This is a genomic window from Tenacibaculum sp. 190130A14a (assembly GCF_964048965.1).
GTDB lineage: Bacteria > Bacteroidota > Bacteroidia > Flavobacteriales > Flavobacteriaceae > Polaribacter > Polaribacter polynesiense.
In genome coordinates, this window is sequence record NZ_OZ040189.1 from 1237204 (window position 1) to 1250174 (window position 12971).

Here is a 12971-nt window from a genome sequence, read left to right on the forward strand (position 1 = left end):
ATGATGTTCAAATTTCTATTTTATTGTATATCAATAGAAAACAAATAGGTTCAAGTTGATACATAGTTGTTCAAATGATAATTTTTGGTGATTTTTGTTCTAATGAGTACATATAAAGAATATAAGGAGGTTAAAGAGTGTTTAGTTTTAATTGAAGAAAAACTAGATTGGGGAAGTTCTCACTTATGGCATAACGATGTTTTTATAGAGTTAAGTGAAAAGATTCAAGAAGAAACAAAAATCTTGTTAAGTCCAACTACATTAAAAAGAGTTTGGGGAAAGATAAACTATAATAGCACTCCAAGTATTAGTACTTTAAATGCATTGGCGCAATTTGCCGGGTTTTTAAACTGGAGAGATTTTAAGAATAACCATAAGAAATCTACAGTTTCTTATTATAAAAAAGTGATACACTCAAACTTTCGTGTAATTATGTTGTCAGCCTTTATAATTGCAGGGCTGTTTTTATCGATATTTTCTATGTCAAATAGTAGGAATGAGGTTGTGGATTATTCGAATATTCCTTTTAAAAGTAGGCCAATTACTGAAGGATTACCAAATTCTGCAGTGTTTGATTTTGATTTAGATGGAGTAAATTCTAATAACATTATCATTCAACAATATTGGGACGAAACGAAGACAATTACCATTCAGAAAGACCAAAAGCAAGCAACGGGACAATATTATTTTCCAGGATATTTTAGAGCAAAATTATTAATAGATAATACAATTGTGAAAGAACATGGTTTATTCATTAAATCAAATGGTTGGATGGGAACTATTGATTACAACCCTATACCCAAATATTATGTAGGAGAAGAAATTAAAAAGAATGAAGGTGAAGGTATCTCCTTTTCAAAAAAGGTGTTTGATGAGGTAGTAAATAAAGAGAAACCAGTAACTACCACCCTACATTATGTGAATGACTTGGGAGATATTTTTGGAGATAATTTTGAGTTTGAATTAGAAGTTAAAAACCTTTTTAGGGAAAAATGGGGAGTATGCCAAAAAACTATGATAATCATTGTAGGAACAAAGAGTGCCTATGTGGTTCCTTTTTCAATTAATGGTTGTGCTGCTGAAATTGGAATGATGTTGAGTGATTTGTATTTAGATGGAAAGAAAAATGATTTATCTTTTTTAGGAACAGATTTTAGTAGTTACCAAAAGCTAAACATACGAACAGAAAACAAAGAAGTCGTTATTTCTATAAATAACAAAGAAATTTATACTAATACGTATAATAGTACTATAGGTAAAGTAGTTGGAGTGCGTGTTAAGTTTTATGGAATTGGAGAAGTTAAAAACCTTTTCTTGAGAGATTTAAAAGGAAATGTGTTTCTAAAAAGCTAATTTTTTAAATCTGTAAACTTTTTCTTACCCAATGCATAATATTGCCAAACTATAGATTTGTGTAAAAAGTATTTTGAACTTTTAGTTGTTTTACCTCTTTTCTTTAAGAATTTGAACAAGTTTTTATAAAAACTAAAATGAGCTTTTAAGATTGCAAAGAGATGTTTTGGTTTGAGTTCAATTAAAAACTTAATTCCTGCTACCCCATCTAAAACTAAACGAGAAAATATAACAGGAAATAGTCTGGAAGTAGGTAGGTTTTTAACTAAGTTCAGTAAACTATTTCTGAAATTTAAATAAGTTTTCTTCGGGTTAAGTGTGTCTAGAGTTGCTCCACCTACATGATATACTGTAGACGCTCCAACATATTTAACATCGTATCCTTTATTCGTTGCTCTCCAGCATAAGTCAATTTCTTCTTGATGTGCAAAGAAGTCTTCGTCAAACCCTTTTAATTCGTTAAAAACAGATGAACGAATAAAAAAGCATGCACCTGAACCCCAAAAGATATTAGTGGTGTCATCAAACTGACCACTGTCTGTTTCTAAGTCACTAAAAATTCTACCACGACAATAAGGGTATCCAAACGCATCGATAAAACCTCCACCTGCACCAGCATATTCAAATTTAGTTTTGTCTTTAAAATCTAAAATTTTTGGCTGAACAATCGCAGTGTTTTGTTCACTTGAAAAAGTAGTTATGATTGGAGTAAGCCAATTTTCGGTAACCTCAATATCAGAGTTTACTAAACATAAAATATCAGCTTCAATACGTTGTAGTGCATCATTATATCCTTTTGCATAACCTCCATTGTCCTTATTCTGGATAATCTTTACAGAAGGGAAATGTTCTTTTACAAAATTTACAGACGTATCTGTAGAAGCGTTATCTGCAACATATACTTCAGCTTGCTGAGAGCTATGCATTACAACAGAAGGTAAAAACTGTTCAAGTAGTTTTACGCCGTTCCAATTTAATATGACTATTGCTGTTTTCAAGAGTGCAAACTTACATTTTTAAAATTAGTTACTGCAGTGCTAAAACCATAAAATAACATTAAAATTTGAAATGGACTTATTCTTTGTGAATGGTCAAGTTAGGCCAAGTTGCTTTCCAGTTTTTATTCGTAATTCTTTGGTTGTAAATGGTAAAATCAACACGAGGAGTAGGTTTAACATCTAGGTTAAATAAATCGATTAAACCATAAGGAGCAATAACATTTATTTGATTGTTATGATTAAGCTGAATTGCAATTGCCGTAGCTGTTTCAGGCCAATATGAAATAGCATCTGTACAATTAATGTATTTAGTATGATTGTTATAAAGATGCATTCTAGCTTGATTCTTTACAGACCAATTAACCTCTGGATATTTCTTTTTTAATGTTTTCTCAATTTGAAAATCTACTTCGGAAGAGAGGTTTGACGAATCAAAGTATATGACATCAACATCATTTAAAGTAGTTCTTGGTTTGTTGTGTTTAACATCCCATACTTTGTTTCTTATAAACCCAGCACCAACCCAACAATCTTTCAAGTTTAAATCGTTTACAATTTGCAAGATGTGAAGCATCCAAGCATCGTTTTTTATAATGCTAATGAGTTCAGAAGAAAAGTCCTGTTCCATGTTTTATTTGTAAGAAGGAATATCTTTTAGAAAAACATAGGTTTCATTCTCTTTATCTAATACACAGAAATAATGCTCTAAACCGTTGGTGACAACTAAATAAGTAGCATTTAGTTTTAGATTATAGCGCGCAATTTGATCGAATGTACTTTGTGTAATTTTTATATGTGGAGCTTTACATTCAACAATAATATTTGGAGTTCCTTTCGAAGAGAATATCACAATATCTGTTCTTTTTTTTAAGTTATTTATTACCAGTTGTTTTTCGATGGCAATTAACGAAACAGGATATTTTTTCTCTTGAATTAAAAATTGAACAAAATGTTGTCTTACCCATTCTTCTGGTGTAAGTACCACATATTTTTTTCGTAAACTATCAAAAATAAGCGTCTTATTTTCGTTACTTTTGAGCTTGAAATTATATGTAGGAAGATTGAGCTTTTGCATGATTCAAAAATAATGAAATGAACGAAATTAAATCTATCATCTCTGATATAAAAGCTGGAAATACCAAACCTATTTACTTTTTAATGGGTGAAGAACCGTATTATATCGATAAGATTTCAGATTATATTGAAGATAACGTATTAGAAGAATCTGAAAAAGGTTTTAATCAAGTGGTAATGTATGGTAGAGATGTATCTATTGATGAAATTGTGTCTTCTGCAAAACGTTATCCAATGATGGCAGAAAAGCAAGTGTTGATTGTTAAGGAAGCACAAGATTTGAGTCGTACTATTGATAAGATTGAAAGTTATGCGATCAATCCTCAACCTACTACTGTACTCGTTTTTAATTATAAATATAAAAAATTAGATAAGCGTAAAAAAGCATATAAGGCCATTGCTAAGAATGGATTGATTTTCGAAAGTAAAAAGTTATATGAGAATCAAGTGTCCGATTGGATTCGACAAGTATTGAGTTCTAAAAAGTTTAATATAGAGCCAAAAGCGTCGCAAATGCTGGTAGAGTTTTTAGGAACTGATTTAAGTAAGATAAGTAATGAGTTGGATAAGTTGGTTTCAGTGTTGCCTAAGGAAACCATTATTTCAGATAAGCATATCGAAGAAAATATAGGGATTTCAAAAGACTTTAATAATTTTGAGTTACGTAAAGCAGTTGGAGTAAGAGATATTGTAAAAGCAAATAGAATTATAAATTACTTTGCTCAAAATCCAAAGAATAATCCTTTGGTAATGACTATTTCTTTATTAAATAGTTTTTTTACACAATTATTAATGTATCATGGGTTGAAAGACAAGTCAAAGGCTACGGTTGCTAGAACTTTGGGAGTGAATCCATATTTTGTAGATGACTATGTCAATGCTGCTCGTAATTATCCTATGAGAAAAGTTTCTCAAGTTATTGGTTTGTTAAGAGATGCTGATGTTAAAAGTAAAGGAGTAGGGGCTAATCAATCCCATGCTGATATTTTAAAAGAGTTATTGTTTAAGATTTTACATTAATGGAAAAAGATTCTGTTCTTTATAAAGAGTTTAAAGACTTATTATTATCTGAAGAAGAGCAGAGGTTAATTTTTTCTGGCTATGAAAAAATTGTAGTAAAGAAAGGTGAGTTATTGCTAAAAAAAGGAGCGATTGTAAATAATTATTACTTGGTTGAAAAAGGATTTTTACGCTCTTTCGTTTTGGATATTGAAGGGAATCAAGTAACTACAAGTTTTTATACTGAAGGAAATATAGTTTTAGAAGAAACTTCATTTTTTCTGAGAACTGCAACCCAAGAGAGTATAGAAGTGCTTGAAGACTCCGTTTTATGGAGTAAGAATTTTGTAATTTTTCAAGAGCATTTTAATACTTCTGAAAAGTATAGAGAGTGGGGAAGAGCGCACTTAACTAAGAACTTTTTTGAATTCAAACAAAGAAGTTTGTCAATGATTACGAAAACTGCTAAAGAAAGATACTTAGATTTGTTAGAAAATAGGCCAGAGGTACTTCAAAAGGCAAACTTGAAAGATATAGCTTCTTATTTAGGTATTACCGATACATCTTTAAGTAGAATACGAAAAGAAATCTTACAATAGCGTTCTTGTCATATGGCAAGTTTTTATCTACAAGTAGGAATTATTTTTGAGTAAAATATTTAATTATGATTCCGAATTTACCTTTGTTTATTTCTATATCTTTTGTTTTAACCACAGTATATGTTATCTTTTTATTTATCAAGTCAAATACAGTTAGAAAAAGTAGTCTATTTATTGTTTTGCTATGGACAGTTGTATTAAGTATATTGTCTTATGCAGGGTTGTATCATTACCAAGAAGGAGATACCTATTCTAGATTTGTTTATATCTTATTACCTTCAATAATCTTCATGGTTTTTTTGTTAAGAAATAAAGCTAATTATGAGACAAGAGATTTTAAATGGAGTACAGCTTTACATATAGTTCGTTTACCCATTGAGTTATTATTGTTTCAGTTAGCAGTAAGAAAATGGATTCCAATGGAAATGACTTATGAAGGTTGGAATTATGATATCATTCCAGGAGTCACAGCTGTGATTTTGGTAGCTTGGATGAATTATAGGAAAATAGATTATAAATTATTATTGGGGTGGAATATTGTGAGTTTATGTTTGGTACTATTTATTCTATCTAATGGATTTCTATCTCAGGAATTATTGTACATAAATTTTGGATATGCAGTTCCAAATAAGGCGATTGCATATTTTCCTATGGTTTTATTAGCAGGTGTTATTGTTCCTATTGTAGTTTATACCCATATTAGTGATATAATTCTATTAAAGAAAAAGATTTCGGAAGGTGGTTAATTGGTTCCACAACATTTTTTATACTTACGCCCACTATTACAATAACAAGGATCATTTCTAGAGATGTCTATCTTTTTAAAATGAAGGTTTTTATCTTCCATGTCTTGTTGAAACATGTGTTCTAGAAGGTCATATAACTGAGGGTGTTTTTTAGCTAAAAGCTTTGGTCTTTCAAAGAAATACTCACTAACTACAGAAAAGAATTCTGCTCTATTTGTTCCGCCATATGGATTAATATCTGAAGTTTCGTCATAGATTTCGTCCATTTTTTTGTTCATTAAATCAATCCAAGGAATGGTATATTGTTTTTCTAGTAAAACCTCTGGGATTCCATCAACGTTTCCATCGAGTTTATCTATTAAGTGAACAAATTCGTGAATGGCTGTATTCTTTTTATCTGATTCATTTTGAAATCCTAAGCGTAATGCATGCCTAGAAAGAATCATTTTTCCTTCTAAGTATCCATTACCAACCATACCTAATATCATTCGATCTGGTCCAGTTGTTTCAAAATCATGATTAAATGAATTTGGATATAGTATTATTTCAGATAAGTTGGGATAATGCCAATTCGGAAAATTAAAAATAGGAATCACAGCACTAGCGGCAATTAAAACTTTGTCTATTTCTTCCACAGTAGTATCCACACCTATAATCTCACAGTTGAGTAAAAACTCCTGAATTTTAAATTCAAACAATTCTTTTTGTTGTGTGTTTAGAGCATTGTAAAAAGTTACGTTTTGTATTAAGATAGGTTTCCATGCTTTAGGAAAATCTAAAGATGGAGTTGGAGTGCTCTTATATTGTTGTTTATCCTTTTTTTTTGTTACAAAAAAGAATAGGGATATTATTACAATTGAAGAAACGGCAAGAATCATTTAAGCAATTTATTTTTTAAGCGTAAAAAACTCACCATGAAGGTGAGCTTTTTTTATTATGAGTTTATTTCTTTAGAGATTATTCCGCTTTGTCAACTACAACACGTTTGTCGCGATTGGCAACTTCCCAAGCAGTATGGAAAACTAAACGAGCTCTCTTTTCTAACATTTCATAATTAATTTTATCTGGGGTATCTGATGGTTGGTGATAATCAGCATGTGTACCATTGAAATAAAAAATAATAGGAATGTTATGCTTTGCAAAATTGTAATGATCTGAACGATAGTAAAAACGATTTGGGTCATTTTCATCGTTATATTTATAATCTAAAGCAATGTTGGTGTACTTTTTATTCATTGCCTCAGAAACATTATGTAATTCTGTACTTAACTTATCAGAACCAATTAGATAGATATAGTTTGGTTGTCCTTTATGGCGGTCATCAACTCTACCGATCATGTCTATATTCAAGTTAGTTACTGTATTAGCTAATGGAAAAATTGGGTTTTCAGTATAGTATTTAGAACCTAATAATCCCTTTTCTTCACCTGTTACATGTAAAAACAAAACAGAACGTTTAGGACCTTTACCTGCATCTGCAGCTTTTTTAAAAGCTTCTGCAATTTCTAAGATGGCCACAGTTCCAGAACCATCATCATCTGCACCGTTATAAATTTCTCCATCTTTAACTCCTTCATGGTCTAAATGTGCAGAAATGACAACAATTTCTTCAGGTTTTTCTGTTCCTTTGATAAATGCTACCACATTTTCAGAATCTTTTAAGGTCATACCTCTGCGGTTGTTGCTTAAATATTCTGAAGGTACTTCTTGGAAATAGTCATCACCACCTAAAGGAGATACAATACCACTATTTACATAAAAATCTTTTAAATATTTTACTGCTTTCTTTTGTCCAGGTTCTCCCGTATTTCTTCCTTCAAACTCATCAGAAGCGTAAACGAATAAATGTTTTCCTAAATCCTTTGCTGTAATTGTTTCTGCATACTTAGCGGCATAGTCAATGTTAGGATCTTCGTTGGAAGTTTGCTTGCTAGAAGCACAAGCAACAAGTGCAGAAGCACCTGCTATATAAAGTAATTTTCTCATTAATGTTAAATTAAAGTTTTGGTTTGGCTTGTTTTCAAAAATAACAAAACCTTCCCAAGTCGCAAATTTAACTTTTCTTAATAATGAATTGTTCTAATGTTTTGTTAAATGTAATGAGCTCTTTAGGAAACAATTGCTCAAATGCATTTTGTTCAATTAATTCCTTAGCATTCCCATTGTATACATTGTTTTCTGTTAATAAAACAAACTCATCTGCTAATTGAATGGCGAGATTTACTTCATGTGTAGAAATAAGAATTGTTTTTCCTGTGGTTTCAACAAGCTTTTTTAGCAATGAAAATACTTTAAAAGTATGATGAATGTCTAAATGAGCAGTAGGTTCATCTAAAATGATTATTTCGGTGTCTTGAGCTAAGGCTCTTGCAATGAGTACTCGTTGTAATTGTCCGTCACTTAATTCGTAAAAACGTTTGTCTTTTAAATGAGCAATTTCAGTTTGTTCTATCGCCCAAAGAATTTTTTTTAAATGCTCTTGGGTCAACGTATCGATCCAATTGGTATAAGGTTGTCTTCCTAAAGAAACTAATTCAAAAACAGTTAATTGACTTACAGGTAAACGTTCGGTAAGTACCAAGCTTAAAGTTGTTGATAACTGTAAGTTTGAATAAGTTGATAACTCCTTTTGGTTTATTTCAATAGTACCTTTTAAAGAAGGTTGTACTTTAGAAAGAGTGCGAAGTAAAGTAGATTTTCCAATACCATTTTTACCTAATAAAGCAACAAACTTACCTTTTTCGATAGCTATATTAATATTAGAAACAATAACGTTCTGTTGCTTCTTGGTTTTGTAACCTATGCTTAGGTTATCGGTTTTTAATACGGTATGTTTGGTTTCAGTACTCAATTTTAAACGTATATTTTCTTTTTTCTTACTAGTAACCAAATAACTATTGGAGCTCCAAATAAAGAGGTAATAGCATTGATAGGTAATGTGAATTCGCTAGTTGGCAACTGAGCAATACTATCACAAATTAATAAAATAATGGCTCCTGTTAAAGCAGCTGCTGGAATAAGTATTTTATGATTAGAACTAGAAAAAAACATTTTAGCAATATGTGGAACGGCAATTCCAACGAAAGCAATAGGTCCTGCAAAAGCAGTAATTACTCCAGTAAGTAAACTGGTTACTAATAAAATAATATTTCTACTTTTCTTGATGTTGATACCCAAACTCTTCGCATAGTTTTCTCCTAATAAGAAACTGTTTAAAGGTTTAATTACAGAAAACAAAGCTCCTATACCTACAATGTAAATTACAAAAAACACAGATAATTCGTTCCAGCTGAGGTTTCCTAAACTCCCAAAGCTCCAAAAAACATACTGCTGAATTTGTTCTGCTTCACTAAAATAGGAAAGTACGCTGATAATAGCTGAGGTTAATGAGCCAAACATTAAACCTATGATAAGAATAGACATGGTGTTTCTTACTTTATTAGCAGCTGCTATTACCGCTAACAACACCAAAAAAGAACCCAAACTAGAAGCAATGGCGGTAGACCAACTAGAAACTAAGGCATTTCCAAGAAAGCCACCAAAAAGACCAGAGCCTAAAATTAATACCGCAACACCTAAGCTAGCTCCTGAGGAGATTCCTAATACAAATGGACCTGCTAAAGGATTTCTAAACAACGTTTGCATTAATAAACCACTGATAGATAAACCTGAGCCTACTAAAATAGCAGTAATAGTTTTAGGTAATCGATAGTTAAGAAGTATGGTTTCCCAGCTTTCTTTAAAAGGGATACCTCCCAACAGAATATTAAAAATTTCTTTTGGTGGAATTGCTACAGATCCTAAACTTAAATTCAAGAAAGCAAAAACAAATAGTGAAACTATAAGTATACTAAAGTATTTGATATTTGTTTTAGTCGAATTCAATTAGTTGAACGAATTTAAAAAGTCTACCAGTTTTTGAATTGCACGGCCACGATGACTAATGGCATTTTTTTCATCAGCACTCATTTCGGCAAAAGATTGTGTATATCCTTCTGGTTGAAAAATAGGGTCATATCCAAATCCTTTTTCTCCTTGTTTTTCTGAAAGAATGGTGCCATTGCAAATTCCATCGAATAAATACTGTTTCCCATCTAAATTTAAGCAAATAGATGTTCTAAACTGTGCGTTTCTATCAGAATTATCTCCTAATTCAGAAAGTAGTTTTTGCATATTGTTTTCTGCATTAGCAGGTTCACCAGCATAACGGGCTGAATATACTCCAGGTTCGCCGTTTAAACTTTTAACCTCCAAACCAGTATCATCGGCAAAACAATTGTATCCAAAATTTTCGGTAATATGATTCGCTTTAATTTGAGCGTTTCCTTCCAAAGTAGTAGCTGTTTCTTCTATATCATCGAAACAATTGATATCTTTTAAAGAAAGGAGTTGTATAGATTCTGGAAGCATTTTTTGAACTTCAGAAAGTTTATTTAAGTTGTTTGTAGCAAAAACTAATTGCATTTTTCTGTTTTTTGAGTAAACAAATGTATCAAATTTTATAATCTTTGTATAAAAAAGATGACGACTTTATAAATTAAGAGAATTTGTTGAATCCCTTGGTTTTAAAAGGAAGTCGTGTAAATGTCGGGTTTAATTCATTTAAAATATTTCGTAAAACTCAAATTCAAAACTAACATTGTATGAAAAATAAAAATTTACTTACCATGAAACAGCCAGAATTAGGAAGAAAGATTTACGAGTTACGAAAGCAAAAGGGATTGACCCAAGAAGAATTAGTTGAAATGTGTAATATCAATGTACGAACCATTCAACGAATAGAAGCAGGAGAAACCACACCAAGAAGTTTTACAATAAAAGCCATATTAGAAGCATTAGAGGCGAACTTAGACAATTTTACCAGCGAGACAGCAATATCCAAAGAGGATACAAGAATATTGAATGTAGCATGGATTTTTGGAATCATTTACTTTGTTTTCGGATTTATAGAAACGGTGGCAGATATTTATCAGTTTACTGGAGATGAGTCTTTTTTTAATACAGTATCATATTCTGTCGTAAAAATAATTTCATCAATTACGTTTGTGTTGTTTTTTATGGGATTTTTTAGAATAGCTAAAATATTTGATACACAACTGCTTAAAATAGTAGTGGTAGTTTTAATGATTGCCTATGTAGTATCCTCAATTTTAGATGTATATACCATTAACTTAGCAGATGAAACTATTGTTATTTCCGCTATTGGAGAACTAATTGTTTTTGGAGCGCTTCAAATAGCATTTGGACTCAGTTTACTGCAACTAAAAGATAAGCTGGGAACTTTGATTCAAGTAAATGCAATTTTAGAAATTATTACAGGAGCCTTGTTAGCAACTGTGCTTTTAGCTACACTTGGATTGGTACTTTTAATACCAACCATTTTGATTGAAATTATAGTTTTGTATAAACTATCGAGAAAATAACTTATTCATGATGATAAGGTTCATTACGAAGAATCGTAAAACCTCGATAAATTTGCTCAACTACAAATAAACGAATCATTTGATGGGAAAAGGTCATTTTAGAAAATGATACTTTTCCTTTTGCTTTATTATAAACAGCTTCTGAGAAACCATATGGTCCACCAATGACAAAGACCAATTGCTTGATTCCAGAGTTCATTTTCTTTTGTAAATATTGAGAAAATTCTATGGAAGTAAAGTGTTTTCCTTTGTCGTCTAGTAAAACCAACTCATCTGTAGGTTGCAGTTTTGCTAAAATCAAACTACCCTCTTTTTCTTTTTGCTGTGCTTCCGATAAATTCTTTACATTTTTGATATCAGGAATAATATCTAGCTCAAACTTTACATAATGCTTCAGTCTTTTTTCATAGGTGTTAATGAGTTGTATCAGATTTTTATCATCTGTTTTACCTATAGCAAGTAGTTTTATCTTCATAGAGCAAAATTACAAATGTTTTATGAACTCTTAAGGAGTAGTTTTCGACTTGGACTGTGTTTAGTTAGAGTTCTTGCGGTGGAGGTGGTTGAGACGGGGGGGTAAGAAAAACAAGTTTTTCATTTAATATTATCTTTATATCCTTTCTATCAGTTACTTTTTCAAAAGCTTCTGTTAACAGATTCAATACATTGATCAATTTCTCTAAACCATTTTGATCATAAGATACATTAATTAATAACTTTTCAGGATTGTCACTCCAACTAGGATTTTGTCCATTATTTTCTATGTCTCTTTTAAGTACTGTGGTTAAACTATCCAATGAATAAAATGTCTCGTTAGACTTTTTGATTGTATCGTTGTAAATTGAAAGAGTGTTTTTTTCTCTAATTAAAACACAACCAAAATTTTTCCAACAAATGTTACGAAAGTAAATATGTTTGATAACACTGTCGTTTTTTATACTAATTTTAGGAATACTATCATTACAAACAATTTGTGTAGTTCGCTTGATTAATTCTTCCCAATTATTCAGTTTGTTGAGATCTAATTCTACCGAAGTACTGTCATTTTCGTTGTTTAGCAATCCAAAGCTTTTATTAATTATTTTTTCAGGCTTTTTATTGAAATGTTGACATCCACAAAAAGCAAGAAGTAGTAGAATTAGAACTGATATTTTAATTTTTCTCATTTTTAATATGTGCAACTTTTATTAAAAGTAATTAAAAACTTTTGACTTTAATATTTTCTAGAGGAATTATCTAATGAGCTGTGGAGAAGAAGTGATTAAATGTCAGGTTATTATGATTAGCTTATTTTAGGTAGCTCAATTTTTATCATTTCAGCTTCTCCAATTTTACGAGATCCTTCATATATCCACCATTTTTGCCCTATATATAAATACTTTTCAATTGGCTGAGTTGTTAAGAACCTTGCAGTTACATTTTTTGTTGTTCCTGGGGCTAAAAGGTTTCCTTCTCCAAACTGAAAGTCTCCTACGTACGTATACTTTAGTGTACCGTCTTTTTCGTATTCAAAAACATGATTTGGGCGGTATCCATTTGCTATTGAAGTTTTTCGTCCACCAGCTTCTTTCGAATATAAAGTTAATTTACATGTAACATGATATAAAGGAGGAGTTTCATCTAAGTCAAAATCAGTGATGCTTTTTTCAGTATATTTTCCCCAAGCAAAATGATCAAAGACTTTTGAGTAGCCTTGATCTAACCATTTCTTAAAAACTAATTTACCGTTGAAGTAGAGGTAAAATTCATTATTCTTTATTTCTTTTTTTATTATCATAA

At 30.9% G+C, this 12971-nt stretch carries 16 protein-coding genes; 5 read left to right on the forward strand and 11 right to left on the reverse strand.

The genetic code is table 11. The annotated features are described in order from the left end of the window. Window positions 1-102 precede the first annotated feature (102 nt). Window positions 103-1353, forward strand: a complete 1251-nt coding sequence (locus ABNT22_RS05900; RefSeq protein WP_348715013.1) for a hypothetical protein — start codon at window positions 103-105, stop codon at window positions 1351-1353. On the opposite strand, the gene ABNT22_RS05905 is transcribed toward ABNT22_RS05900, so the two are convergent. The 3 genes from ABNT22_RS05905 to ABNT22_RS05915 form a co-directional block, all read right to left on the reverse strand. Continuing rightward, window positions 1350-2351 (reverse strand): glycosyltransferase family 2 protein, encoded by a 1002-nt coding sequence (locus ABNT22_RS05905; RefSeq protein WP_348715014.1) that lies wholly within the window; start codon window positions 2349-2351, stop codon window positions 1350-1352. The genes ABNT22_RS05900 and ABNT22_RS05905 overlap by 4 nt on opposite strands. Window positions 2352-2427: 76 nt before the next feature. Continuing rightward, the gene (locus ABNT22_RS05910) at window positions 2428-2979 is read right to left on the reverse strand and encodes a nucleotidyltransferase family protein (protein WP_348715018.1); all 552 of its coding nucleotides are present in this window, start codon (window positions 2977-2979) and stop codon (window positions 2428-2430) included. 3 nt (window positions 2980-2982) lie between these two features. Next, on the reverse strand, window positions 2983-3426 hold the full coding sequence (locus tag ABNT22_RS05915; RefSeq protein WP_348715019.1) for a type I restriction enzyme HsdR N-terminal domain-containing protein: 444 nt from the start codon (window positions 3424-3426) through the stop codon (window positions 2983-2985). A 17-nt stretch (window positions 3427-3443) separates the two neighbouring features. On the opposite strand from ABNT22_RS05915, the gene holA reads away from it, so the two are divergent. The 3 genes from holA (at window position 3444) to ABNT22_RS05930 (ending at window position 5769) form a co-directional block, all read left to right on the forward strand. Next, window positions 3444-4445 carry a DNA polymerase III subunit delta gene (gene holA / locus ABNT22_RS05920; RefSeq protein WP_348715021.1) on the forward strand — a complete coding sequence of 334 codons (1002 nt, stop codon included), beginning with the start codon at window positions 3444-3446 and terminating at the stop codon, window positions 4443-4445. Continuing rightward, on the forward strand, window positions 4445-5023 hold the full coding sequence (locus ABNT22_RS05925; RefSeq protein ID WP_348715023.1) for a Crp/Fnr family transcriptional regulator: 579 nt from the start codon (window positions 4445-4447) through the stop codon (window positions 5021-5023). Before holA ends, ABNT22_RS05925 begins: the two co-directional genes overlap by 1 nt. A gap of 65 nt (window positions 5024-5088) precedes the next feature. Continuing rightward, complete coding sequence (locus ABNT22_RS05930; RefSeq protein WP_348715025.1) at window positions 5089-5769, forward strand: hypothetical protein; 681 nt, start codon at window positions 5089-5091, stop codon at window positions 5767-5769. Here ABNT22_RS05930 and ABNT22_RS05935 read toward each other — a convergent pair. From ABNT22_RS05935 to ABNT22_RS05955, 5 genes are all read right to left on the reverse strand, one after another. Then, window positions 5766-6647, reverse strand: coding sequence for a zinc-dependent peptidase (locus ABNT22_RS05935; protein WP_348715027.1), 882 nt, complete (start codon window positions 6645-6647; stop codon window positions 5766-5768). The two genes, ABNT22_RS05930 and ABNT22_RS05935, sit on opposite strands and share 4 nt — an antisense overlap. Before the next feature lie 79 nt (window positions 6648-6726). Next, window positions 6727-7755: a M28 family metallopeptidase gene (locus ABNT22_RS05940; RefSeq protein WP_348715029.1), complete on the reverse strand. Its 1029-nt coding sequence runs from the start codon at window positions 7753-7755 to the stop codon at window positions 6727-6729. A gap of 67 nt (window positions 7756-7822) precedes the next feature. Continuing rightward, the gene (locus ABNT22_RS05945; protein WP_348715030.1) at window positions 7823-8620 is read right to left on the reverse strand and encodes an ABC transporter ATP-binding protein; all 798 of its coding nucleotides are present in this window, start codon (window positions 8618-8620) and stop codon (window positions 7823-7825) included. Window positions 8621-8622: 2 nt separating this feature from the next. Beyond that, window positions 8623-9654, reverse strand: coding sequence for an iron ABC transporter permease (locus ABNT22_RS05950; protein WP_348715032.1), 1032 nt, complete (start codon window positions 9652-9654; stop codon window positions 8623-8625). Next, window positions 9655-10233 (reverse strand): non-canonical purine NTP diphosphatase, encoded by a 579-nt coding sequence (locus ABNT22_RS05955; RefSeq protein WP_348715034.1) that lies wholly within the window; start codon window positions 10231-10233, stop codon window positions 9655-9657. Window positions 10234-10412: 179 nt separating this feature from the next. Here ABNT22_RS05955 and ABNT22_RS05960 point away from each other — a divergent pair, with 179 nt between their 5' ends. Then, complete coding sequence (locus ABNT22_RS05960) at window positions 10413-11192, forward strand: helix-turn-helix transcriptional regulator (protein ID WP_348715036.1); 780 nt, start codon at window positions 10413-10415, stop codon at window positions 11190-11192. A 1-nt stretch (window position 11193) separates the two neighbouring features. Here ABNT22_RS05960 and rlmH read toward each other — a convergent pair whose 3' ends face one another. From rlmH to ABNT22_RS05975, 3 genes are all read right to left on the reverse strand, one after another. Next, window positions 11194-11667, reverse strand: a complete 474-nt coding sequence (gene rlmH, locus ABNT22_RS05965; RefSeq protein WP_348715037.1) for a 23S rRNA (pseudouridine(1915)-N(3))-methyltransferase RlmH — start codon at window positions 11665-11667, stop codon at window positions 11194-11196. A gap of 64 nt (window positions 11668-11731) precedes the next feature. Continuing rightward, window positions 11732-12358, reverse strand: coding sequence for a hypothetical protein (locus ABNT22_RS05970; protein ID WP_348715039.1), 627 nt, complete (start codon window positions 12356-12358; stop codon window positions 11732-11734). Window positions 12359-12474: 116 nt separating this feature from the next. Beyond that, window positions 12475-12969, reverse strand: a complete 495-nt coding sequence (locus tag ABNT22_RS05975; RefSeq protein WP_348715040.1) for a hypothetical protein — start codon at window positions 12967-12969, stop codon at window positions 12475-12477. Window positions 12970-12971: the final 2 nt, after the last annotated feature.

Bases quoted from the DNA above. Each gene is read 5' to 3' on its own strand.
- ABNT22_RS05915 (WP_348715019.1), bottom strand. From the start codon at position 3,426: ATGCAAAAGCTCAATCTTCCTACATATAATTTCAAGCTCAAAAGTAAC.
- ABNT22_RS05935 (WP_348715027.1), bottom strand. From the start codon at position 6,647: ATGATTCTTGCCGTTTCTTCAATTGTAATAATATCCCTATTCTTTTTT.
- ABNT22_RS05960 (WP_348715036.1), top strand. From the start codon at position 10,413: ATGAAAAATAAAAATTTACTTACCATGAAACAGCCAGAATTAGGAAGA.
- ABNT22_RS05940 (WP_348715029.1), bottom strand. From the start codon at position 7,755: ATGAGAAAATTACTTTATATAGCAGGTGCTTCTGCACTTGTTGCTTGT.
- ABNT22_RS05930 (WP_348715025.1), top strand. From the start codon at position 5,089: ATGATTCCGAATTTACCTTTGTTTATTTCTATATCTTTTGTTTTAACC.
- ABNT22_RS05910 (WP_348715018.1), bottom strand. From the start codon at position 2,979: ATGGAACAGGACTTTTCTTCTGAACTCATTAGCATTATAAAAAACGAT.
- holA (WP_348715021.1), top strand. From the start codon at position 3,444: ATGAACGAAATTAAATCTATCATCTCTGATATAAAAGCTGGAAATACC.
- ABNT22_RS05925 (WP_348715023.1), top strand. From the start codon at position 4,445: ATGGAAAAAGATTCTGTTCTTTATAAAGAGTTTAAAGACTTATTATTA.
- ABNT22_RS05900 (WP_348715013.1), top strand. From the start codon at position 103: ATGAGTACATATAAAGAATATAAGGAGGTTAAAGAGTGTTTAGTTTTA.
- ABNT22_RS05970 (WP_348715039.1), bottom strand. From the start codon at position 12,358: ATGAGAAAAATTAAAATATCAGTTCTAATTCTACTACTTCTTGCTTTT.
- ABNT22_RS05955 (WP_348715034.1), bottom strand. From the start codon at position 10,233: ATGCAATTAGTTTTTGCTACAAACAACTTAAATAAACTTTCTGAAGTT.
- ABNT22_RS05975 (WP_348715040.1), bottom strand. From the start codon at position 12,969: ATGATAATAAAAAAAGAAATAAAGAATAATGAATTTTACCTCTACTTC.
- rlmH (WP_348715037.1), bottom strand. From the start codon at position 11,667: ATGAAGATAAAACTACTTGCTATAGGTAAAACAGATGATAAAAATCTG.